Annotated in this window: 19 protein-coding genes and 1 pseudogene; 11 read left to right on the top strand and 9 right to left on the bottom strand. The window is 65.4% G+C overall.

The window, feature by feature from the left end:
- Positions 1–68 precede the first annotated feature (68 nt).
- From MJ122_RS19355 to MJ122_RS19320, 8 genes are all read left to right on the top strand, one after another.
- On the top strand, positions 69–1,352 hold the full coding sequence (locus MJ122_RS19355) for an FAD-binding oxidoreductase (RefSeq protein WP_239745739.1): 1,284 nt from the start codon (positions 69–71) through the stop codon (positions 1,350–1,352).
- 419 nt (positions 1,353–1,771) lie between these two features.
- The gene (locus MJ122_RS19350) at positions 1,772–2,905 is read left to right on the top strand and encodes a branched-chain amino acid ABC transporter substrate-binding protein (RefSeq protein ID WP_017518249.1); all 1,134 of its coding nucleotides are present in this window, start codon (positions 1,772–1,774) and stop codon (positions 2,903–2,905) included.
- A gap of 220 nt (positions 2,906–3,125) precedes the next feature.
- A complete protein-coding gene (locus tag MJ122_RS19345; protein WP_026078950.1) occupies positions 3,126–4,040 on the top strand; it encodes a branched-chain amino acid ABC transporter permease in 915 nt (304 codons plus the stop codon).
- A gap of 5 nt (positions 4,041–4,045) precedes the next feature.
- On the top strand, positions 4,046–5,347 hold the full coding sequence (livM, locus tag MJ122_RS19340; protein ID WP_239745847.1) for a high-affinity branched-chain amino acid ABC transporter permease LivM: 1,302 nt from the start codon (positions 4,046–4,048) through the stop codon (positions 5,345–5,347).
- Positions 5,344–6,216, top strand: a complete 873-nt coding sequence (locus MJ122_RS19335) for an ATP-binding cassette domain-containing protein (RefSeq protein ID WP_239745738.1) — start codon at positions 5,344–5,346, stop codon at positions 6,214–6,216. Before livM ends, MJ122_RS19335 begins: the two co-directional genes overlap by 4 nt.
- Complete coding sequence (locus tag MJ122_RS19330; RefSeq protein WP_088416209.1) at positions 6,213–6,929, top strand: ABC transporter ATP-binding protein; 717 nt, start codon at positions 6,213–6,215, stop codon at positions 6,927–6,929. Before MJ122_RS19335 ends, MJ122_RS19330 begins: the two co-directional genes overlap by 4 nt.
- Positions 6,930–7,053: 124 nt before the next feature.
- Positions 7,054–7,977: an ornithine cyclodeaminase family protein gene (locus MJ122_RS19325; RefSeq protein ID WP_239745737.1), complete on the top strand. Its 924-nt coding sequence runs from the start codon at positions 7,054–7,056 to the stop codon at positions 7,975–7,977.
- Between the two features lie 515 nt (positions 7,978–8,492).
- Positions 8,493–9,257 (top strand): SDR family oxidoreductase, encoded by a 765-nt coding sequence (locus MJ122_RS19320; protein WP_239745736.1) that lies wholly within the window; start codon positions 8,493–8,495, stop codon positions 9,255–9,257.
- A 107-nt stretch (positions 9,258–9,364) separates the two neighbouring features.
- Here MJ122_RS19320 and MJ122_RS19315 read toward each other — a convergent pair whose 3' ends face one another.
- The 5 genes from MJ122_RS19315 to MJ122_RS19295 form a co-directional block, all read right to left on the bottom strand.
- A complete protein-coding gene (locus MJ122_RS19315; protein ID WP_239745735.1) occupies positions 9,365–9,937 on the bottom strand; it encodes a HupE/UreJ family protein in 573 nt (190 codons plus the stop codon).
- Positions 9,938–10,005: 68 nt separating this feature from the next.
- Complete coding sequence (gene ureG, locus MJ122_RS19310) at positions 10,006–10,620, bottom strand: urease accessory protein UreG (RefSeq protein WP_017518232.1); 615 nt, start codon at positions 10,618–10,620, stop codon at positions 10,006–10,008.
- 10 nt (positions 10,621–10,630) lie between these two features.
- Entirely contained in the window at positions 10,631–11,308 is a 678-nt protein-coding gene (locus tag MJ122_RS19305) for an urease accessory protein UreF (protein WP_088416213.1), read from the bottom strand.
- A 75-nt stretch (positions 11,309–11,383) separates the two neighbouring features.
- The gene (gene ureE, locus MJ122_RS19300; protein WP_239745734.1) at positions 11,384–11,884 is read right to left on the bottom strand and encodes an urease accessory protein UreE; all 501 of its coding nucleotides are present in this window, start codon (positions 11,882–11,884) and stop codon (positions 11,384–11,386) included.
- 164 nt (positions 11,885–12,048) lie between these two features.
- Entirely contained in the window at positions 12,049–12,684 is a 636-nt protein-coding gene (locus MJ122_RS19295) for a TetR family transcriptional regulator (RefSeq protein WP_088416215.1), read from the bottom strand.
- Positions 12,685–12,838: 154 nt separating this feature from the next.
- On the opposite strand from MJ122_RS19295, the gene MJ122_RS19290 reads away from it, so the two are divergent.
- Positions 12,839–13,939, top strand: coding sequence for an iron-sulfur cluster-binding domain-containing protein (locus MJ122_RS19290; protein ID WP_239745733.1), 1,101 nt, complete (start codon positions 12,839–12,841; stop codon positions 13,937–13,939).
- Entirely contained in the window at positions 13,936–15,036 is a 1,101-nt protein-coding gene (locus tag MJ122_RS19285) for a fatty acid desaturase (protein ID WP_239745846.1), read from the top strand. Before MJ122_RS19290 ends, MJ122_RS19285 begins: the two co-directional genes overlap by 4 nt.
- Positions 15,037–15,042: 6 nt before the next feature.
- Here MJ122_RS19285 and MJ122_RS19280 read toward each other — a convergent pair whose 3' ends face one another.
- A complete protein-coding gene (locus tag MJ122_RS19280; RefSeq protein WP_017518226.1) occupies positions 15,043–15,258 on the bottom strand; it encodes a hypothetical protein in 216 nt (71 codons plus the stop codon).
- Positions 15,259–15,569: 311 nt separating this feature from the next.
- Here MJ122_RS19280 and MJ122_RS19275 point away from each other — a divergent pair, with 311 nt between their 5' ends.
- A complete protein-coding gene (locus MJ122_RS19275) occupies positions 15,570–16,880 on the top strand; it encodes an MFS transporter (RefSeq protein ID WP_017518225.1) in 1,311 nt (436 codons plus the stop codon).
- A gap of 183 nt (positions 16,881–17,063) precedes the next feature.
- Here the strand turns inward: MJ122_RS19275 and MJ122_RS19270 are convergent.
- The 3 genes and pseudogenes from MJ122_RS19270 to MJ122_RS19260 all read right to left on the bottom strand — a co-directional run.
- Positions 17,064–17,456: pseudogene (locus tag MJ122_RS19270) on the bottom strand (phage infection protein); the annotation flags it as partial.
- A 331-nt stretch (positions 17,457–17,787) separates the two neighbouring features.
- Positions 17,788–18,555, bottom strand: a complete 768-nt coding sequence (locus MJ122_RS19265; protein WP_088416218.1) for a hypothetical protein — start codon at positions 18,553–18,555, stop codon at positions 17,788–17,790.
- 447 nt (positions 18,556–19,002) lie between these two features.
- Positions 19,003–19,536 (bottom strand): ferritin-like domain-containing protein, encoded by a 534-nt coding sequence (locus tag MJ122_RS19260; protein ID WP_088416219.1) that lies wholly within the window; start codon positions 19,534–19,536, stop codon positions 19,003–19,005.
- Positions 19,537–19,782: the final 246 nt, after the last annotated feature.

Below are 19,782 nucleotides of genomic sequence, written 5' to 3'. Positions count from 1 at the left end.
CAGCAGGAACGAGCCATAGGGTCGCTGTACAGAGTCATTCACAAAGGTTCGCGTAGAAGGATCGCTGGATGTCGCTTCGCCAAGAGTGTCTGTGGGAACACCTGACCCCAAATCGTCCGCAAGCTCCGGAGCTGCGCGGAGATCGCAAGGTCGACGTGTGTGTCATCGGCGCGGGCTTCACCGGCCTGTCCGCCGCGCTGCATCTCCTGGAGCGCGGCCAGAAGGTCTGCGTGTTGGAAGCCCATACCACCGGGCATGGTGGCTCGGGGCGCAACGTCGGGCTGGTCAACGCCGGACTGTGGATTCCCCCGGACGAGATCGAAGCGGGCATGGGCGCGGAGGTCGGCCAGCGGGTCAATCGCATGCTCGGCAATGCACCGTCGCTGGTGTTCTCCCTGATCGACAAGTACGGCATCGAATGCCAGGCACGCCGCGAAGGCACGCTGCACATGGCACACAACGCCCGTGGCCTGGCGGACCTGCGTAGCCGCTGCGAGCAGTGGGGGCGTCGTGGTGCCCCGGTGGAGCTGCTAACCGGGGCCGACTGCGAGCAGGCCTGCGGCACCGGGAAGATCGCTGGCGCACTGCTCGACCGTCGTGCCGGCACGCTCAACCCCATGGCCTACGTCAGCGGCCTGGCCCGCGCGGTGCTCGGCCTGGGGGGCGAGCTGTACCACCATTCCCCGGTGGTCGGCCTGGTGCGCGTTGGCAGCGCGTGGAACGTGATCACCGCCGGTGGCGTGGTCACCGCCGACAAGGTGGTGATCGCCTCCAGCGCCTACACCGAAGGCGAGTGGACGCAACTGCGCCGCACCTTCTTTCCCGGTTACTACTACCAGGTTGCCTCGCGGCCGCTGGAGGGCGCCGAAGCTGCGCGCATCCTGCCGGGCGGGCAGGGCTCCTGGGATACCCGCCAGGTGCTCAGCAGCATCCGCCGCGACGCCGAAGGCCGCCTGCTGCTGGGCAGCCTCGGCAAGGGCACCGGCAAGCCCGCGTGGTTCCTGAAAAGCTGGGCCGACCGCATCCAGCAGCACTACTTCCCCAAGCTGGGCAAGGTGGATTGGGAGTTCACCTGGACCGGCTGCATCGACTTCACCCCCGACCACCTCATGCGCCTGTTCGAGCCGGCGCCGGGGCTGGTCGCCATGAGCGGCTACAACGGTCGTGGCGTCACCACCGGCACGGTGGTGGGCAAGGCCTTCGCCGACTTCCTGCTCGACGGCGACGCCAGCGCCTTGCCGATGCCGCTCAGGCCCATGGAGGAAATCTCCGCTGTGGGCCTGCGCAGCTGTCTGTACGAAGCCGGTTTCTCCCTCTACCACGCCGGGCAATGCCTGCGGGTGGTGATCTGAGGTCGTTCAGGTTGGGGCGGGCGCCGCCCCGGTTCGACCCACCAACGCTCGCTGCACTTTGGTCTAGCCTCTTATGGTGCGTTACCCCGATGGGTCTGCACCGCGGATGTGCAGTTCGGTGACAGCGATGGTTACGGTTGGGGTTGCGCCTGTGGTGGCTGAAAAATGCCAGCTCACGGGAAGGGCGGTTGCACCCTGTCGCCTGATTGGTTGCACCTTGTGCTATCGATGGGTTGCACGTGTCTAGCGCTTGATGTCTGCCAGCTTTGGCTGTTTTCGCTGTAGGACTTGGTTAATAACAAAAACGAATGGCACGCCGCTTGCTGTTGATTAATCGCTTAGTCGTTGAATCGCTATACGAGAAATCGCCAACAAGAAACACAACGCGCCATTACAAAAACCCTCAGGAGCAAAACTCCATGTCGCAGAAGATTTTCAGAAAAGGCTTTCTGGCTCTGGCGGTAACCACCGCGCTGGGCATGTCTTCCGTAGTGCAGGCCGATGTCGTTATCGGCGTCGCGGGACCGCATACCGGGGCTAACGCCTCGTTCGGGGAACAGTACTGGCGCGGCGCCAATATGGCGGCCGAGGCGATCAACGCCGCCGGTGGCGTCAACGGGGAAAAGATCAAGCTGGTGAAGGCCGACGACGCCTGTGAGCCGAAGCAGGCCGTGGCCGTCGCCAACCGCCTGGTCGATCAGGACAAGGCCATCGGTGTGGTCGGCCACTTCTGTTCCTCCAATACCATCCCCGCCTCCGAGGTGTATGACGAGGCCGGTCTCATCACCATCACCCCCGGCTCGACCAACCCGAAAGTCACCGAACGCGGGCTTGCCGGCATGTTCCGCATGTGCGGCCGCGACGACCAGCAGGGCGTGGTCGCCGGCAACTACATCGTCAACGTGCTCAAGGCCAAGAAGGTCGCGGTGATCCACGACAAGGACACCTACGGCCAGGGCCTGGCCGATGCGACCAAGGCGCAGCTGAACAAGCTGGGCGTCACCGAAGTGCTCTACGAGGGCCTGACCCGCGGCGAGAAGGACTTCAACGCCCTGGTCACCAAGATCCGTTCCTCGGGCGCGGAAGTGGTGTTCTTCGGCGGCCTGCACCCCGAAGCCGGCCCGCTGGTCCGGCAGATGCGCGAGCAGGGCCTGACCACCGTGTTCTTCTCCGATGACGGCATCGTCACCGACGAACTGGTGACCACCGCCGGCGGCCCGCAATACACCAAGGACGTGCTGATGACCTTCGGCGCCGACCCGCGCCTGATTCCCGAAGGCAAGGCTGTGGTGGACAAGTTCCGCGCCAGCGGCTTCGAGCCTGAAGGCTACACCCTCTATGCCTACGCCTCCCTGCAGGCGCTGGCCGCTGCCTTCAACGGCGCGGGCAAGAACGATCCCCAGGCGGCCAGCAAGTGGCTGCACACCCACCCGGTCGACACCGTCATGGGCAAGAAGGAGTGGGATGAGAAGGGCGACCTGAAGGTCTCCGACTATGTCGTCTACCAGTGGGACGACAAGGGCAAGTACCACCAGTTGGAGAAACAGAAGTAAGGGGCCGGCTCCTGTCGAGGGGCTCCGGCTGCAGCGACCAGGCCCGCCTGGTCGTTGCAGCGGGCCTTGCTGCAGCGATTGCGCACCCCGTGTGATTGGCCGGCACCGCCACGAGCGGTGCCGGCATCCCCGCAGGTCGGCGCTTGCCCGGCGACGGTCACGAGCCGTTCAGCCCGCTTGCCGCCCGCCTTCCCTGCCCTGTCTGTGTGAGTACCCAATCGTGGACGGTATTTTCCTCCAGCAAATGATCAACGGGCTGACCCTGGGGTCGGTCTACGGCCTGATCGCCATCGGCTACACGATGGTCTACGGCATCATCGGCATGATCAACTTCGCCCACGGCGAGGTGTACATGATCTCCGCCTACCTCTCCGCCGTGGCCCTGGCGCTGTTGGCGTTCTTCGGCCTTGAGTCGTTCCCGCTGCTGATCCTCGGCACCCTGGTCTTCACCATCTTCGTCACTGGCGTCTATGGCTGGGTGATCGAGCGCATCGCCTACAAGCCGCTGCGCAATTCGACGCGCCTGGCTCCGCTGATCTCCGCCATCGGCATGTCGCTGATCCTGCAGAACTACGTGCAACTGGCCCAGGGCCCGCGCCAGCAAGGCGTGCCCACGCTGCTGGACGGCGCCTTCAAGTTCCACATCGGCGAAGGCTTCGTGCAGCTGACCTACACCAAGGTGTTCATCCTCATCGCTGCCTTCGTCGGCATGGCGGTGCTGACCTACGTGATCCAGTACACCAGGCTCGGGCGCATGTGCCGCGCCACCCAGCAGGACCGCAAGATGGCCTCGATCCTGGGGATCAACACCGACCGGGTGATCTCCTACGTGTTCATCATCGGCGCCGCCATGGCGGCTCTGGCCGGCGTGCTGATCACCATGAACTACGGCACCTTCGACTTCTATGCCGGCTTCATCATCGGCATCAAGGCATTCACCGCCGCCGTGCTCGGCGGCATCGGCTCGCTGCCAGGGGCCATGCTCGGCGGGCTGATCCTGGGCGTGGCCGAGGCACAGTTCTCGGGCATGGTGAACACCGACTTCAAGGACGTGTTCGCCTTCGGCCTGCTGGTGACCATCCTGATCTTCCGGCCGCAAGGGCTCCTGGGGCGTCCCCAGGTTTCGAAGGTGTAAGCATGATGTCCGCAACCCAGACCTCAGCCGCGTCGAAACCCGCGCGCATCGATATCAAGAAGAGCCTCGTCGACACCATCCTGGCGGGGCTGATCGCCCTGATCGTGTTCGGCCCCATCGTCGGCGTGGTGCTCGACGGCTACAGCTTCAAGCTCGAACCCGTGCGCCTTGCCTGGATGATCGGCGCGGTGATGCTCGGTCGCCTGCTGCTCAGCCTGTACCTGCAGACACCGGCCGGCCTGCGCATCATGGACCGCTTCGAAAGCTCCGACTCGGGCATCAGCGTGCTGCCGCCGGGCTACAAGACGCGCCTGCGCTGGATAGTCCCGCTGGTGATCCTCGCCGCGGTGATCTTCCCGTTCTTCGCCAGCAAGTACCTGCTCACCGTGATCATCCTCGGGCTGATCTACGTGCTGCTGGGCCTGGGCCTGAACATCGTGGTCGGCCTCGCCGGCCTGCTCGACCTCGGCTACGTGGCCTTCTACGCCATCGGCGCCTATGGTCTTGCGCTGGGCTACCAGTACCTGGGCCTGGGTTTCTGGACGGTGCTGCCGCTGGCGGCGCTCACCGCCGCGCTGGCGGGTGCGCTACTGGGCTTCCCGGTGCTGCGCATGCACGGTGACTACCTGGCCATCGTGACCCTGGGCTTTGGCGAGATCATCCGCCTGATCCTCAACAACTGGCTGTCCTTCACCGGCGGCCCGAACGGCATGCCGGTGCCGTCGCCAACCTTCTTCGGCCTCGAGTTCGGCCGTCGGGCGAAGGAGGGCGGCACGCCGATCCACGAGTTCCTCGGCATCGATTACAACCAGAACTTCAAGTTCCTGTTCATCTACGTGGTGCTCTTCCTCGTCGTGCTGCTGGTGCTCTACATCAAGCACCGGCTGACCCGCATGCCGGTGGGCCGCGCCTGGGAAGCGCTGCGCGAGGACGAGATCGCCTGCCGCGCCATGGGCCTGAACCACGTGCTGGTGAAACTCTCGGCGTTCATGCTCGGCGCCTCCACCGCGGGCCTGGCCGGCGTGTTCTTCGCCAGCTACCAGGGCTTCGTCAACCCGTCGTCCTTCACCTTCTTCGAGTCGGCGCTGATCCTCGCCATCGTGGTGCTGGGCGGCATGGGCTCGACGGTGGGCGTGGTGATCGCCGCCTTCGTCCTCACCGTGGCGCCGGAACTGCTGCGCAGCTTCGCCGACTACCGCGTGCTGCTGTTCGGCATCCTCATGGTGCTGATGATGATCTGGCGCCCGCGCGGGCTGATCCGCATCAGCCGCTCGGGCTTCGCCGTACGCAAGGGGGTGGCGCCATGAGCGACAAGATCCTCAGCGTCGAGCACCTGATGATGCACTTCGGCGGCATCAAGGCGCTCAACGACGTCAACCTCGACGTGGAGCGCGGCTCCATCACCGCCCTGATCGGCCCCAACGGCGCCGGCAAGACCACGGTGTTCAACTGCCTCACCGGCTTCTACAAGGCCACCGGCGGCAACATCCTGCTCAATACCCAGGGCGGCACCACCGACGTCATCAAGGTGCTCGGCCAGCCGTTCCAGGGTGGCGACTTCGTCAACCCGGCGCAGTTCGGCAACCGCCTCTACTACAAGATGTTCGGCGGCACCCACCTGGTGAACCGCGCCGGCCTTGCGCGCACCTTCCAGAACATCCGGCTGTTCCGCGAGATGTCGGTGGTGGAGAACCTGCTGGTGGCCCAGCACATGTTCGTCAACCGCAACCTCATCGCCGGCGTGCTCAACACCCCCGGCTACCGCCGTGCGGAAAGTGAGGCGCTGGACCACGCCTTCTACTGGCTGGAAGTGGTGGACCTGGTGGACTGCGCCAACCGCCTGGCCGGCGAGATGTCCTACGGGCAGCAGCGCCGCCTGGAGATCGCCCGCGCCATGTGCACGCGGCCCGAGCTGATCTGCCTGGACGAACCGGCTGCGGGCCTCAACCCCGCGGAAACCCAGGCGCTGGCGCGGATCGTCCGCTACCTGCGCGACCACCACGGCATCACCGTGCTGCTGATCGAACACGACATGGGCATGGTGATGAACATCTCCGACCACATCATCGTGCTCGACCACGGCGTGGTCATCGCCCGCGGCGCACCGGACGAGATCCGCCACAACGACAAGGTAATCGCCGCCTATCTCGGCGCGGACGAAGAGGAGCTGGTATGACGGCGCCGATGTTGGAGTTCCGTGATGTGGATGTGTTCTACGGGCCGATCCAGGCGCTGAAGAAAGTCTCGCTGACCGTGGGCGAAGGGGAAACCGTGGCGCTGATCGGCGCCAACGGCGCGGGCAAGTCGACGCTGCTGATGTCGATCTTCGGCCAGCCGCGCGCCGCCAGCGGCGCGATCCTCTACAAGGGCCAGGACATCCGACAAAAGTCCGCGCACTACGTGGCCTCCAACGGCATCGCGCAGTCGCCGGAAGGGCGTCGGGTGTTCCCCGACATGAGCGTGGAAGAGAACCTGCTGATGGGCACCATTCCCGTCGGCATGGAGCATGCCCAGGAGGACATGCAGCGCATGTTCGACCTGTTCCCGCGCCTGAAGGAGCGGCGCAACCAGCGCGCCATGACCATGTCCGGCGGCGAGCAGCAGATGCTCGCCATCGCCCGCGCGCTGATGAGCCGGCCCAAGCTGCTGCTGCTCGACGAGCCCTCGCTGGGGCTGGCGCCCATCGTGGTCAAGCAGATCTTCCAGACCCTGCGCGAGCTGGCCAAGAGCGGCATGACGCTGTTCCTGGTGGAGCAGAACGCCAACCATGCGCTGAAGCTCTCCGACCGCGGCTACGTGATGGTCAACGGCGAGATCCGCCTGAGCGGTACCGGTGCGGAACTGCTGGGTAACCAGGAGGTTCGCAACGCGTATCTGGGCGGGCACTGACGCCTTCGCCCTTCGTAGGAGCGGACTTCGTCCGCGATGCTTCCCGGCGCGCCTGGGGACATCGCGGACGGACGGAGTCCCCGCTCCTACGCTTCCTTCACCGCTTTCCCGAAGAGGGGTTTCCATGCAAGACCTCCGCTTCCTCACCAACGCCGACGTCGCCGAACGACTGAGTTATCCCCAGTTGATCGAAGCCCTGCGCATCGGCCTCGCCGGAGCCTGCGAAGCCCCGGTACGCGGCTGCCATGAACTGCCCGGCAACGCCTCGCTACTGACCATGCCGGTGTGGCGACCGGGCCAGGACATCGGCGTGAAGCTGGTCACCGTGTTCCCCGGCAACGGCGCAAAGAACCTGCCAGCGGTGGGCGCCTTGTTCTGCCTGTTCGACGGCGAAACCGGCCGCCCGCTAGCGATGCTCGAAGCTTCGGAAATGACCGCCCGGCGCACCGCCTGTACCTCCGCGCTGGCTGCCGATTACCTGGTGCGCCGCGATGCGCGACGGCTGCTGGTGGTCGGTAGCGGCACCCTGGCGCCGCACATGGTCCGCGCTCACAGTTCGGTGCGCGAGTACGAGGACATTGCCGTCTGGGGCCGCCAGGAGGACAAGGTGCAGGCGCTGGTGAAGCAACTGCAGGACGAAGGCTATCCCGTCCACGCCTGTGCCGATCTGCGCGGCGCTGTCGCGGCCGCGGACTGCATCAGCTGCGTCACCACCTCCCGCGAGCCCATCGTCCACGGCGCCTGGCTGCGCTCGGGCTGCCACCTCGATCTGGTCGGCGCCTTCCTGCCCAGCATGCGCGAGACCGACAGCGAAGCCGTGCAGCGTGCGCGCATCCTGGTCGACACCCGCGAAGGCGCGCTGGAAGAGGCGGGCGATCTGCTGATTCCGCTGGGCGAAGGCGTGATCGACGAGAGCGCCATCCACCTCCAGCTCAGCGACCTGCTGCAAGGTCGCGGCGCCCGCAGGGACGATAGCGAGATCACCCTGTTCAAGTCCGTGGGTTATGCACTGGAAGACCTGATCGCGGCGCGCTTGCTCGTGCAGTGAAGTTGTCCCGAAATTCTGTGGGCGGCGCTGTGGATAACATCTGGGCGAACCCTGCGGGACCGCGTGGCCGCAGGCCCCGCCAGCGCCGCTCGATTTCTGAGCGATTGCCCTGCAACCCCTGTATGGATGGACAGGTACGGCTCTGCGGAAAAGTTCCGCATCTCTGATAGTTGTCCCCGCCAGCCGTTGAAAGACCTGTGGATAACCTTGGGAAGAACTTCTCCAGCGCAGCGGCGACGCGGCCTGCGGCGGAGCGCTCGAAAATCGTCCAGGGGCAAACCCTGATGCCGCTTGCCCACAGAATCCGTGGAGCAGCCTGTGGACAAGGTGGGTGCAACTCGCGGCAGCCCCGTAGCCATGGGGCTTTCCAGCGGCTGTTCGGGTTTTATCCAGCTTGGCTGTAACGCAACGCGGCCGGTTCAGGCTGTTATGCTCGACCGACCGACAAGAACACGCGCGGCATGATTCCCCGGCAGGTACCGGCGACGGCGGCGCCCAGTTAGAGGATCTCTGCGATGACCACTCCCACTCTGTTCATTACCGGCGCCACCTCCGGGTTCGGCGAAGCCTGTGCGCGGCGTTTCGCCCGTGATGGCTGGTCGCTGGTGATTACTGGCCGCCGCGAGGAGCGCCTCAACGCGCTGGCCCAGGAGCTTTCCACCGAGACCGACGTGCTGCCGCTGGTGCTCGACGTGCGCGACCGTGCGGCGATGACCGCCGCCGTGGACAGCCTGCCGGAGAAATTCGCCAAGCTGCGTGGCCTGATCAACAACGCCGGCCTTGCCCTGGGCACCGACCCGGCGCAGGAGTGCGAGCTGGATGACTGGGACACCATGGTCGACACCAATATCAAGGGCCTGATGTACGCGACCCGCCTGCTGCTGCCGCGCCTGATCGCCCATGGCCCGGGCGCGAGCATCCTCAACCTGGGCTCGGTCGCGGGTCACTGGCCCTATCCGGGCGGCCACGTCTACGGCGCGACCAAGGCCTTCGTCCAGCAGTTCTCGCTGAACCTGCGTTGCGACCTGCAGGGCACCGGCGTGCGTGTCACCAACCTGGAACCGGGCATGTGCGAGAGCGAGTTCTCCCTGGTGCGCTTCGGCGGTGACCAGGCGAAGTACGACAAGACCTATGCCGGCGCCGAGCCGATCCAATCCGCGGACATCGCCGAGACCATCCACTGGATCCTGAACCAGCCGCCGCACATCAACATCAACACCCTGGAGATCATGCCGGTGAGCCAGGCCTGGGCGGGGTTCTCGGTGCATCGCAAGGGCTGATCGAACGGTCCGCGGTGTCGGCAGGGAAGGTTCATCCTGCATAGCTGCGGCTGGACTTCCCGCAGGGCGGATAACGCTGGCGCGTCATGCGCCCTACGGGTAAAGCGTCAGCCGGCGAGCAGCCAGGCGCCGGCACTCGCCGAAGCCAGGCCGGCGAAACGCACCAGCGGCGCCGCGGCTTGCGGCAGCACGCGAACCAGACCGTAACCCGCCGCATGCAGCGCGGCAGTCGCGCCGACGAAGCCGGCGGCATACAGCCACGGGCTGCTCAGGTCCGGCAACTCCAGCCCGTGGGCCACGCCGTGGGCGAGGGCGAACAGCGCGGTAACGCCCATGGCGACTACCAGGGGCGGGCGAACCGCCAGCGCCACGCACAGGCCCAGCGCCAGCACCGACGCCGCAATGCCGGTTTCCATGAACGGAATTTCCAACCCCTCGAAGCCGAGCAGCCCGCCGATCAGCATGGTGCCGACGAAGGTGCAGGGCAGCGCCAGGCGCGCCGCGCCCTGTTGCTGGGCGGCCCAGAGGCCGACCGCGAGCATCGCCAGGAGATGGTCGAGGCCGGTGACGGGGTGGGCGATGCCGGCGATCAGGCCATGGTCGCCGTGGCCCGGATGAGCGAAGGCCACGGCCGGGGTGAGGAACAGCGCGATGCTGTAGAGGACTTTGCGCAATGACATGGAAATCTCCCTGATTCTTGTGATGGAGCGTCGTGGGGCGGCCGGCATCCGCGGCCGCGCAGAAGGCATCAGGCCGCGGTCAGCAGCCCCTGGCGTTCGATGAAGGCGATGATCTCGGCCAGGCCCTGGCCGGTCTTCTGGTTGCTGAACACGAATGGCTTGTCGCCGCGCATGCGCGTGGCGTCCTGGTCCATCACTTCCAGCGAGGCGCCCACCAGCGGGGCCAGGTCGATCTTGTTGATCACCAGCAGGTCGGACTTGCAGATGCCCGGGCCGCCCTTGCGCGGGATCTTGTCGCCCGCGGACACATCGATCACGTAGAGGGTCAGGTCCGACAGCTCGGGGCTGAAGGTGGCCGAGAGGTTGTCGCCGCCCGATTCCACCAGGATCAGGTCGAGGCCGGGGAAGCGGCGGTTGAGCTGGTCCACGGCCTCCAGGTTGATCGAGGCATCCTCGCGGATCGCCGTGTGCGGGCAGCCGCCGGTTTCCACGCCGATGATCCGCTCCGGCTCCAGTGCCTCGTTGCGCACCAGGAACTGCGCGTCCTCCTGGGTGTAGATGTCGTTGGTGACCACTGCGATGTTGTAGCGCTGGCGCAGGGCGCGGCACAGCGCCAGGGTCAGGGCGGTCTTGCCGGAGCCCACCGGGCCGCCGATGCCGACGCGAAGAGGTTGAGAGTTCATGGCAGTTCTCCTAGGAGCGGAACAGACGGCTGTATTGGGTTTCGTGAGTCATGCAGGCCAGCGCGAGCCCGAAGGGCGCGCCGCCGTGGGGAGCGTTTTCGAGGGCGGCGCGGCAAGCTGCGTCGAGGTCGGGAAGCAGTTGCGAGGTGAGCTTCTGGGCGGCCAGTTGGCCCAGTGGCAGGGTCTTCATCAGTACTGCCAGCTGGTTCTCCAGCCAGCTCCACAGCCAGGCGCCGAGGGCCTGTTCCGGGGAGAGCTCCCAGGCACGGGCGGCCAGTGCCCAGGCGGCGGCGAAGGAGGGTTCGCCCTGCTTGGCGAGCCATTGGCGCGCCGGCTCGTCCAGCTCGGGCAGCGCTTCGAGCAACTGGCCGAGGGAGAAGCCCATCTGCCGGTTCTCCAGGCCCAGCTCGCGGGTTTCGCGGCTGGCGCGATGGCGCTCGGCGGCATCGCGCAGGGCGTCCCAGTCAGCGCTCTGCGCGGCGCGCAGCAGCTCGGCCAGCAGCGGACCCTCGAAGCGTGCGAGGTTCAGGTGCAGTTGATCGGCGAGCCAGGTGCGGGCGTCATCGGCGTCCTTCACCTGGCCCTGGTCGATGGCGCTTTCCAGCCCTTGCGAGTAGCTGTAGCCACCAATGGGCAACTGCGGGCTGGCCAGGCGCAGCAGCGCCCAGGCGCTCGAGGATTCAGCCATGGGCGACGGCCCGTGCAGGTGCGCCGATCTGCCTCCTCTCCCTCCGGGAGAGGGCAGGACACCCGTGCAGGAGCATCACAACCGCACTCCGAACTGGTGCAGCTTCGGCGCGTAATTGAACTGCTCCTCGCCGTGATACGAATGGTGATGGCCGCCACCGTAGGCGCCGTGCTCGGGCTGGAAGGGGGCTTCGATGGCCTCCACGGTGGCACCGAGCTGGTCGAGCATGGCCTTGAGGACGTAGTCGTCGAGCAGGCGTAGCCAACCCTCGCCGACTTGCAGGGCGACGTGGCGATTGCCCAGGTGGTAGGCGGCGCGGTTCAGCTCGCGGGCGTTGGCGCAGGTGACGTGCAGCAGTTTTTCCGGCGCCGCGCGGACGCGCACCACGCGGCCATCGTTGGCCAGCAGGCACTCGCCATCGGCCAGCGGCGGCTGGCCACGTTCGAGGAACAGGCCGACGTCTTCACCGGTAAGGGTGAAGCAGCGCAGGCGGCTCTTGCTGCGCGCCTCGTAGTTCAGGCGCAACTCGGCGTCCCAGTGTTCGCGGGGTTCGATTCGTTGATGAATGACCAGCATGGCAGCGTCCGGCAGTAGCAATGGCGGTGCTACAGCAAGGGGCTTGCCAGTGCGGCCCAGCGTCAGTGCTGGCGCGGGTTGGAGCGGTTGTCCGAGCGGTCAGGAATGGTGCGTGCGCGCAAGGATGGTGCGCACGAAAACGGTGCGCACCAAGTCGGGGCATCTCAAGGCCGTGAGCCGATCCCGGTCCAGTGCTTGGCGCCGATCATGATGAAGCGCAGCTGCTGGGTGATCTTGGCCTGGGGCGACAGGTGCGTCGGCAGGCTGTCGGCCGGCGGGTCGATCAGTTCGGGGAGGGTGGCAAACACGGTCTTCACCACCAGGTCGGCGATCACGTCGATGTCCCGGGCGGTGAGGTGCGGCAGCTTGTTGAGCAGCGCAAGGTCAGCGGCGAGGTCGTCGGTGATGCGTTGGCGCAGCTCGCCCACGGCCTGGCGGATCGGGTGCGAGCCGCCGTACTGCTCGCGGGCGAGGAAAAGGAACTGGGTGCGGTTGGCAGTCACCGCATCAAGGAAGATGCGCACCGAGGCCTCGATCACGCCACCCAGCTCGAACTCGTTGTGGCGCACCACGCGCAGGGTTTTGCGGAAGGTCTCGTCGACGTCGGCGACCAGGGCGAGGCCGAGCTGGTCCATGTCGGTGAAGTGCCGGTAGAACCCGGCAGGCACGATGCCTGCCGCCTTCGCCACTTCCCGCAGGCTCAGGCTGCCGAAGCCGCGGCCGCTGTCCATCAGGCTGCGCGCGGCATCCATCAGGGCCAGGCGGGTCTGTTGTTTCTGTTCGGCGCGGGGAGTGGACATAAGGCACTGCTATCCAAGGCGAAGGCGCAGGCACTCTAGCAAATGCGAGTCGGCGCCGGGGAGGTTCCTGATCATTCCAGTGAACAAGTGTTGACTGAAAAGTCCGGGTCGTGCGATTTTAAGTGAACACATGTTTACTGTTCGGTGCGCCTTCATGTCCCTGCTTCCCTTCGAGGGCCTGCGTTTCATCTCGCCCCTGCTGTCTCCGCTTCGCGCGCTGGTGCGTAGCCAGTGGCTGCGCGAGGCGGATGTAGATGCCGTGCTGCGCGCGTGCAACCGTGGCTGGTCGTTGCGCCGGGTGTTCGCGCGGGTCGAGGCGCGGCGGTGGGTGGCGGACGACATGCTCGAACTGCGCCTGCGCCCCAACGCGCACTGGCGCGGCGCGCGGCCTGGCCAACACCTGCAGCTATTCGTCGAGCGCGACGGTGTGCGCCACCGCCGCAGCTACAGTCTCACCCGGATCGCCGAGGACGGTTGCCTGGAGTTCGCGGTGAAGCTGCAACCGGGCGGACGGATTTCCACTTTCCTGCTGCAACAACTGTGCGTCGGCGAAATGCTGGAACTGGGCCAGGCGGACGGCGACCTGAGCTGGCCGACCGATGACCAGGGTGTGCTGCTGCTGGCCGCAGGCAGTGGTCTGACACCCTTGCTCGGTCTGCTGCGCGAGGCACTGGCGCGCGGTTACAGCGGCCCTGTCACGCTGCTGCACTACGTCCGCCAGCACGGCCAGAAGGCCTTCGTCGAGGGCCTTCAAGCGCTGGCGCGGCAATACCCCAACCTCGAGCTGCGCTGGGCACTGAGCGGCGATGCCGCGCTGGACGGCGAGCTGTCCGGGCGCTTCCAGCACGATCACGTGGCCGACCTGGATGGTCGCCACGTGCTGGCCTGCGGCCCCGGCGGATTTGTCGAAACCGTGCGCCAAGCGCTGGGTGCGAGCAGCCGCAGCCTGCAGGTCGAAAGCTTCAGTCCGCCGGCCTGGGACGAGCGCGAACCGGCGAAAGCCGTGAACCTGCGCTTCGCCCGCAGCGCACTGCAGGTGGCCGGCGACAGCCGCCGCAGCCTGCTGGAGCAGGCCGAATCCCTTGGACTGCGTCCGGTGCATGGCTGCCGCCAGGGAGTCTGCACCCGTTGCACCTGCACGCTGGTCAGCGGCTGCGTGCGCGACCTGCGCAGCGGCGAGCTGTTCAGCGAGCCCGGCCAGCCCATCCGCATTTGTGTCAGCGCGCCCCAGGGCGACCTGACTGTCGATCTCTGAATATTCTGGAAGCCATCGCCATGCGTGAAGACCGCGACCTCAGCGCTGCCGAGCTGGCAGCCTTCGGTGCCGAACTGGACGCCCTGCGCCAGCGCACCCTGCATGATCTGGGCGAGAGCGACGCCCGCTACATCCGCCGCATCCGCGCGGCGGTGCGCTTCTGCTGCTGGAGTGGCCGCGCGCTGCTGATGGCCGGCTGGTTCCCGCCCACCTGGCTGCTGGGCACCTTCCTGCTCGGGCTGGGCAAGATCCTGGAGAACATGGAGCTGGGCCATAACGTCATGCATGGCCAGTACGACTGGATGAACGACCCGGGATTCTCGGGGCGGCAGTACGAGTGGGACATCGTCGGCCCCGCGGATTTCTGGCGGCACACGCACAACCATGTGCACCACACCTACACCAATGTGCTGGGCATGGACGACGACGTGGGTTATGGGGTGGTACGGCTGTTCCCCGAGCAGAAATGGAAGCCGTTCTATCGCTGGCAGCCGCTGTGGGTGACGTTGCAGGCGCTGCTGTTCCAATACGCCGTGGCGGTGCAGCACCTGCGTCTGGACAAGTATGTTAAAGGGCGGATGAGCAAGGAGGAATTGCGCCCGCTGCTGCGCCAGTTCAACGCCAAGGTCGGTCGCCAGTGGGTGAAGGATTACGGGGTTTTCCCGCTGCTCGGGCTGTTCACCGGCGCTTTCGGCGCGGTGCTGCTGGGCAACGTGATTGCCAACCTGATGCGCAACCTGTGGACCTTCACCGTGATCTTCTGCGGCCACTTCACCGAAAAGGCGGCGGTGTTCCCGCCCGAGGTGCTGCAGGGCGAGACGCGCGGCCACTGGTACCTGCGCCAGTTGCGCGGGTCGAGCAATCTCGAGGGCGGTCCGCTGTTCCACATCCTCACCGGCAACCTCAGTCACCAGATCGAGCACCACCTCTATCCGGACCTGCCGGCGCGCCGTTATGCGCAGCTGTCGAAGGAGGTGCAGGCGATTGCCGCGCGCTACGGCCAGACCTACAACAGCGGCCGGCTGTCGGCACAGTTCGCCACGGTGCTCAAGCGCATCTGGGTCCACCGCCGGCCGACACAGCCGGCCATCGCCTGAGGCGAATCAGGCGCGACGAGTCAGCGGCGAGGCGATCTCTTCACGCAGGGCGCGCAGTTCGGCGGCGTCCAGGTTGAGATGATGGACGGCCTTGAGCAGCTTCTGTCGGAGCAGGTCATCCTGGACCTGTTCGACCGCCCGCATGACTTCAAGGGCCGTGGCTTCATTGTTGGCGGCGACGGCGTCAAGGGTCTTTCGCAGGCTACGGGTTGCGTGGTTCACGTGGTGTTCTCCTGAAAACTGCACGCACCCTACGACCTGAGTATTTCCAATAAATTTCAACAAGTTGCTTTCGGATGGACGGTCATGATGTCGCACCGATGGCAACCCGCCCATGGCCCGCATCAGGATGCAGATCGCCATCTCCCGACCGGGTCCCGGCGGGCGCGCGGCCGATAGCCGCCGGGCCGGCTGCCGACCATAATGCTTGGCGGTGCAGGCATGTGATCTTTGCCTCGCCGGCGCTGTCCGATGTCCGGACGGCCGGTTTCTGCCGCCACACCCTCCGTTCCTTTCTGCCTGCCGGACCTGCCATGTTCAGCCCGCTCGTCACGTTCCCCGCACTCTATACCGCCACGCTGCTGATGCTCGCCGGCTCCGGCCTGTTCACCACCTATATGGGCCTGCGCCTGACCCAGGAAGGCGTCAGCGACCTCTGGGTCGGCGGCCTGATGGCGGCTTACTACTTCGGCCTGGTCTGTGGCGGCAAGTTCGGCCACAAGCTGATCGCCGGCTTCGGCCACATCCGCTCCTATGTGGCCTGCGCCGGCATGGCGACGGTGATCGTGCTGATCCACGCGCTGGTCTCGCAACTGGAGGTGTGGATCGTCCTGCGCTTTGTCATGGGCGCGGTGATGATGAACCAGTACATGGTGATCGAGAGCTGGCTCAACGAGCAGGCCGAAGGGCACCAGCGCGGCAAGGTGTTCGCCGGCTACATGGTGGCGGTGGACGCCGGCCTGGTGGTCGGCCAGGGTTTGCTGGCGCTGAGCCCGGCGCTGGATTACAAGCCGCTGCTGCTGGTCGCGATCTGCTTCTCCTCCTGCCTGATCCCGCTGGCGCTGACCCGTCGCGTGCACCCGGCCAAGCTGGTGGCGGCGCCGCTGGAGATCGGCTTCTTCTGGAAGCGCGTGCCGCAGTCGCTGGGCACCATCTTCGTGGCTGGCCTGATGGTCGGCGCCTTCTATGGCCTGGCGCCGGTGTACGCGGCGCGCAACGGCCTGGACACCGCGCAGTCGAGCTTCTTCGTCGGCATGTGCATCGTCGCCGGCTTCTGCGCGCAGTGGCCGCTGGGCTGGTTGTCCGACCGCGTCAACCGCAGCTGGCTGATCCGCGTCAACGCCTTGCTGCTGTGCCTGGCCGCAGTGCCGATGTGGGGGCTGATCGAGTTGCCGTATACCTTGCTGCTGGTGAACGGTTTCGTCACCGGCATGCTGTTGTTCACCCTCTATCCGCTGGCCGTGGCCCTGGGCAACGACCACGTCGAGCAGTCCCGCCGGGTGGCGCTGTCGGCCATGCTGCTGACCACTTACGGCGTCGGCGCCTGTATCGGCCCGCTGTTCGCCGGCGCGATGATGCGCCACTTCGGGCCGGGCATGTTCTACATGCTGGTGTCGGCCTATGCGCTGATCCTGATCTTCTGGGTGCAGCCCAAGCGCGTGACCGGTGTGCACCGCGTCGACGAGGCGCCGCTGCATCACGTGGCCATGCCCGACACCGTCAGCCCGATGGCGGCCGCGCTGGACCCGCGCGTCGAGGAGGTGCCGGAGGAGCTGGTGGTGGAAGCGCCAGCGAGCATCGGTCGCTCCGATGGCGAGCCGGATGCGGGCGAGACGAAACACTGATCGGATTGCGTCAGCGCAGAAATGAGAAAGCCCGGCAGATGCCGGGCTTTTCTTTCGCCTGTTCGGCGTATTTCGTGCCGATCAGGAAACACGCTTGAGGTGGGCGTCGAACACGGTGTCACCACCGGACTCGGCGACCATGTTGCCGTGCAGCTTGTCGATGGTGTGCTCGGAGCCGTTCTCGGCTACGCGGACGTCTTCCATCTGCTTGTGCAGGCGGTCGATGGTGCGCTCGGAGCCGTTGTCGGCAACTCGGGCGCCATCCATCTGCTTGTGCAGGCGGTCGATGGTGCGCTCGGAACCGTTGTCGGCGACGCGGGCCTCGTCCATTTGCTTGTGCAGGCGGTCGATGGTGCGTTCGGAACCGTTATCGGCTACGCGACCTTCACCCATCTGCTTGTGCAGGCGATCGATGGTGCGCTCGGCGCCGTTGGCGGCAACGCGGGCTTCGGCGCTCTGTTGCTGAAGCTGCTCGGTGCTGCGCGGGCCGTTGTTGAGGATGGCCGGGGCGGCGAAGACGGCGCTGGCGGTCATCAGGGAAGTCAGTGCAAGGCTGAGGGCGATCTTGGTTTTCATGGTGTGTGGCTCCGAAAGGGGGGCGGTATGTTTTGGCTACAGGGTTATTTTCCCTTCGGATAAATCGATTTAAAAACGATGCTGGGTAATACAGAGCATCAGTGTTGTCGATTATTTAGCCGGCTAATTTCAACTATCGCCGTCAATGATGGGACGACGAAAACCGCTCTAGGGCGGTGTTTTCAAGCATGCTTGAGCAGGTTTCAGGCAAGACGCCGTTACAAATCACGGCTGGCCTGTTATCGATGGCGGGGTTTCGCGGGTTTCGAGCGATAAGAAAGCCCGGCGGGACCGGGCTTTTCTCTCACCTTGCGGTGTACTGCCTGGAGCTTCATGCCTTCAGGTGGGCATCGAAGACGGTGTCGCCACCCGATTCGGCCACCATGTTGCTGTGCAGTTGGTCGATGGTGTGCTCGGAGCCGTTTTCGGCAACGCTCATCTCTTCATGCAGGCGGTCGATGGTTTGGCTCGAACCGTTTTCAGCCACGCCCAGTTGCTTGTGCAGGCGATCGACGGTCTGGCTGGAGCCATTCTCGGCGACGTTCATTGCCTGGTGCAGGCGGTCAACCGACTGGCTCGAACCGTTTTCGGCAACGCTCATCTCTTCATGCAGACGGTCGATGGTTTGGCTCGAGCCGTTTTCAGCCACGCCCAGCTGCTTGTGCAGGCGGTCGACAGTCTGGCTGGAGCCATTCTCGGCGACGCTCATTGCCTGGTGCAGGCGGTCAACCGACTGGCTCGAACCGTTTTCGGCAACGCTCATCTCGCTGTGCAGCCGGTCGATGGTTTGGCTCGAGCCGTTTTCAGCCACGCCCAGTTGCTTGTGCAGGCGGTCGACGGTCTGGCTGGAGCCATTCTCGGCCACGTTCATTTTCTGGATCAGGCGATCGACCGACTGGCTGGAGCCGTTTTCGGCGATACGGGCCTTGGCCGCGTCCAGCAGTTTCTGCTGCTGACCCAGGCTGCGTTCGGCGCCTTCCTGAACCAGAACCTGGGTCTGGCTGGCGTTGATTACAGGGGAGTCCTGCTGGGAGCCGGCGAAAGCGGCATTGGCAGCAAGTACGGAGAGGGCAAAGCCAAGTACGAGGGTGCGTTTCATGATGCGGCTCCAGAAAGAGTGGGGAGTTCGTTGGACACGGGCTCAGTATCTGTTCTGGATTATCGATTGGAAAACGATGCTGGAAGATAGTCGCTATCGATGTCGATGATTGTTAGAAATATACTTTAAAATCATGTACTTATTTTTTAATAATGACTTGTATCAACGCCTTCAATGGGCGATATCGGCGTGATTGTTAGTATCGTATTTATAGATGTTTTGAGAGGAAGTGGTGAGGAAAAGGCTCTGGGATGAGGGTTGGCGGCCACGAGGGGCCTGATTGGGGGCGCCGGTGCCCATGGATTCGTAGGAGTGGACGCCGTCTGCGATAGGCCCGCCTCCGGTGGAAGGCATCGCGGTTATTTCCGCTCCCACGGTTGCCTCCGGCGTCGGCGCAAACAGCACGAAGCCCGGCCGGAGCCGGGCTTCGATGAGGTCAGGAAAGGCTTACTTCAGGTCTTGCAGGATGTCCGCCATGTCGTCGGCGTGCTCTTCTTCCTGGGCGAGGATCTCCTCGAACAGGCGGCGCGTGGTCGGATCGGCATCGCCCAGGTAGACGATGATCTCGCGGTAGCTGTCGATGGCGATGCGCTCGGCGACCAGGTTCTCGGTCACCATTTCGCGCAGGTTGGCTCCGGCCACGTATTCGGCATGGGAGCGCTGGGTCAGCCCGTTGGGGTTGAAGTCCGGCTCACCGCCCAGCTGCACGATGCGCTCGGCCAGCTGGTCGGCGTGTTGCAGTTCCTGGCCGGCGTGCTCGAGAAATTCGGCGGCGGCCACGCTGGCCTTCAGGCCGGTAGCCATGAAGTAGTGGCGCTTGTAGCGCAGGTAGCAGACCAGTTCGGTGGCCAGCGCCTCGTTGAGCAGCCGCAGTACGGTCTGCCGGTCGGCCTGGTAGCCCTCGGTCACGGCGCCTTCTTCTATGTTGCGGCGCGCTCGTTCGCGCAGGGTCTGGACGTCGCTCAGTTGTGCCTGGTTCATCAGTTGTCTCCTTACGGCGGGCCTTGTGACGGGCCGGCGCTGCGTTGGCGCGCGGCACGAATCGGGTCACAAGGGGTGTGAGTCGTGGTGGCGCCGGAAAGTTTGGTTTTTTTGCCTGGCCGTTTGCCGCGCTGCGATTGTCTTGCAGTTAACGGGAGCCATCGGCTGGCTATGCTGGTCCAAGACCACAGGCCAAGGGAGAATGCCGGCCCGGCATGCTCAGGCGGCCGACGATTATCGGCAGCG

The organism is Pseudomonas sp. DP-17 (genome assembly GCF_022380625.1).
In the GTDB taxonomy this organism is placed as follows: domain Bacteria; phylum Pseudomonadota; class Gammaproteobacteria; order Pseudomonadales; family Pseudomonadaceae; genus Pseudomonas; species Pseudomonas nitroreducens_A.
Note: the sequence above shows the minus strand (reverse complement) of the source record. Positions and strands in the feature narration are given on the sequence as shown.

Excerpts from the sequence above, each read along its gene's own strand:
- ureG (WP_017518232.1), bottom strand. The coding sequence starts at position 10,620 with ATGAACTCTCAACCTCTTCGCGTCGGCATCGGCGGCCCGGTGGGCTCC.
- MJ122_RS19290 (WP_239745733.1), top strand. The coding sequence starts at position 12,839 with ATGTCCCTGCTTCCCTTCGAGGGCCTGCGTTTCATCTCGCCCCTGCTG.
- MJ122_RS19320 (WP_239745736.1), top strand. The coding sequence starts at position 8,493 with ATGACCACTCCCACTCTGTTCATTACCGGCGCCACCTCCGGGTTCGGC.
- MJ122_RS19330 (WP_088416209.1), top strand. The coding sequence starts at position 6,213 with ATGACGGCGCCGATGTTGGAGTTCCGTGATGTGGATGTGTTCTACGGG.
- MJ122_RS19295 (WP_088416215.1), bottom strand. The coding sequence starts at position 12,684 with ATGTCCACTCCCCGCGCCGAACAGAAACAACAGACCCGCCTGGCCCTG.
- MJ122_RS19275 (WP_017518225.1), top strand. The coding sequence starts at position 15,570 with ATGTTCAGCCCGCTCGTCACGTTCCCCGCACTCTATACCGCCACGCTG.
- ureE (WP_239745734.1), bottom strand. The coding sequence starts at position 11,884 with ATGCTGGTCATTCATCAACGAATCGAACCCCGCGAACACTGGGACGCC.
- MJ122_RS19350 (WP_017518249.1), top strand. The coding sequence starts at position 1,772 with ATGTCGCAGAAGATTTTCAGAAAAGGCTTTCTGGCTCTGGCGGTAACC.
- MJ122_RS19355 (WP_239745739.1), top strand. The coding sequence starts at position 69 with ATGTCGCTTCGCCAAGAGTGTCTGTGGGAACACCTGACCCCAAATCGT.
- MJ122_RS19265 (WP_088416218.1), bottom strand. The coding sequence starts at position 18,555 with ATGAAACGCACCCTCGTACTTGGCTTTGCCCTCTCCGTACTTGCTGCC.
- MJ122_RS19260 (WP_088416219.1), bottom strand. The coding sequence starts at position 19,536 with ATGAACCAGGCACAACTGAGCGACGTCCAGACCCTGCGCGAACGAGCG.
- MJ122_RS19325 (WP_239745737.1), top strand. The coding sequence starts at position 7,054 with ATGCAAGACCTCCGCTTCCTCACCAACGCCGACGTCGCCGAACGACTG.
- livM (WP_239745847.1), top strand. The coding sequence starts at position 4,046 with ATGTCCGCAACCCAGACCTCAGCCGCGTCGAAACCCGCGCGCATCGAT.
- MJ122_RS19315 (WP_239745735.1), bottom strand. The coding sequence starts at position 9,937 with ATGTCATTGCGCAAAGTCCTCTACAGCATCGCGCTGTTCCTCACCCCG.
- MJ122_RS19305 (WP_088416213.1), bottom strand. The coding sequence starts at position 11,308 with ATGGCTGAATCCTCGAGCGCCTGGGCGCTGCTGCGCCTGGCCAGCCCG.
- MJ122_RS19335 (WP_239745738.1), top strand. The coding sequence starts at position 5,344 with ATGAGCGACAAGATCCTCAGCGTCGAGCACCTGATGATGCACTTCGGC.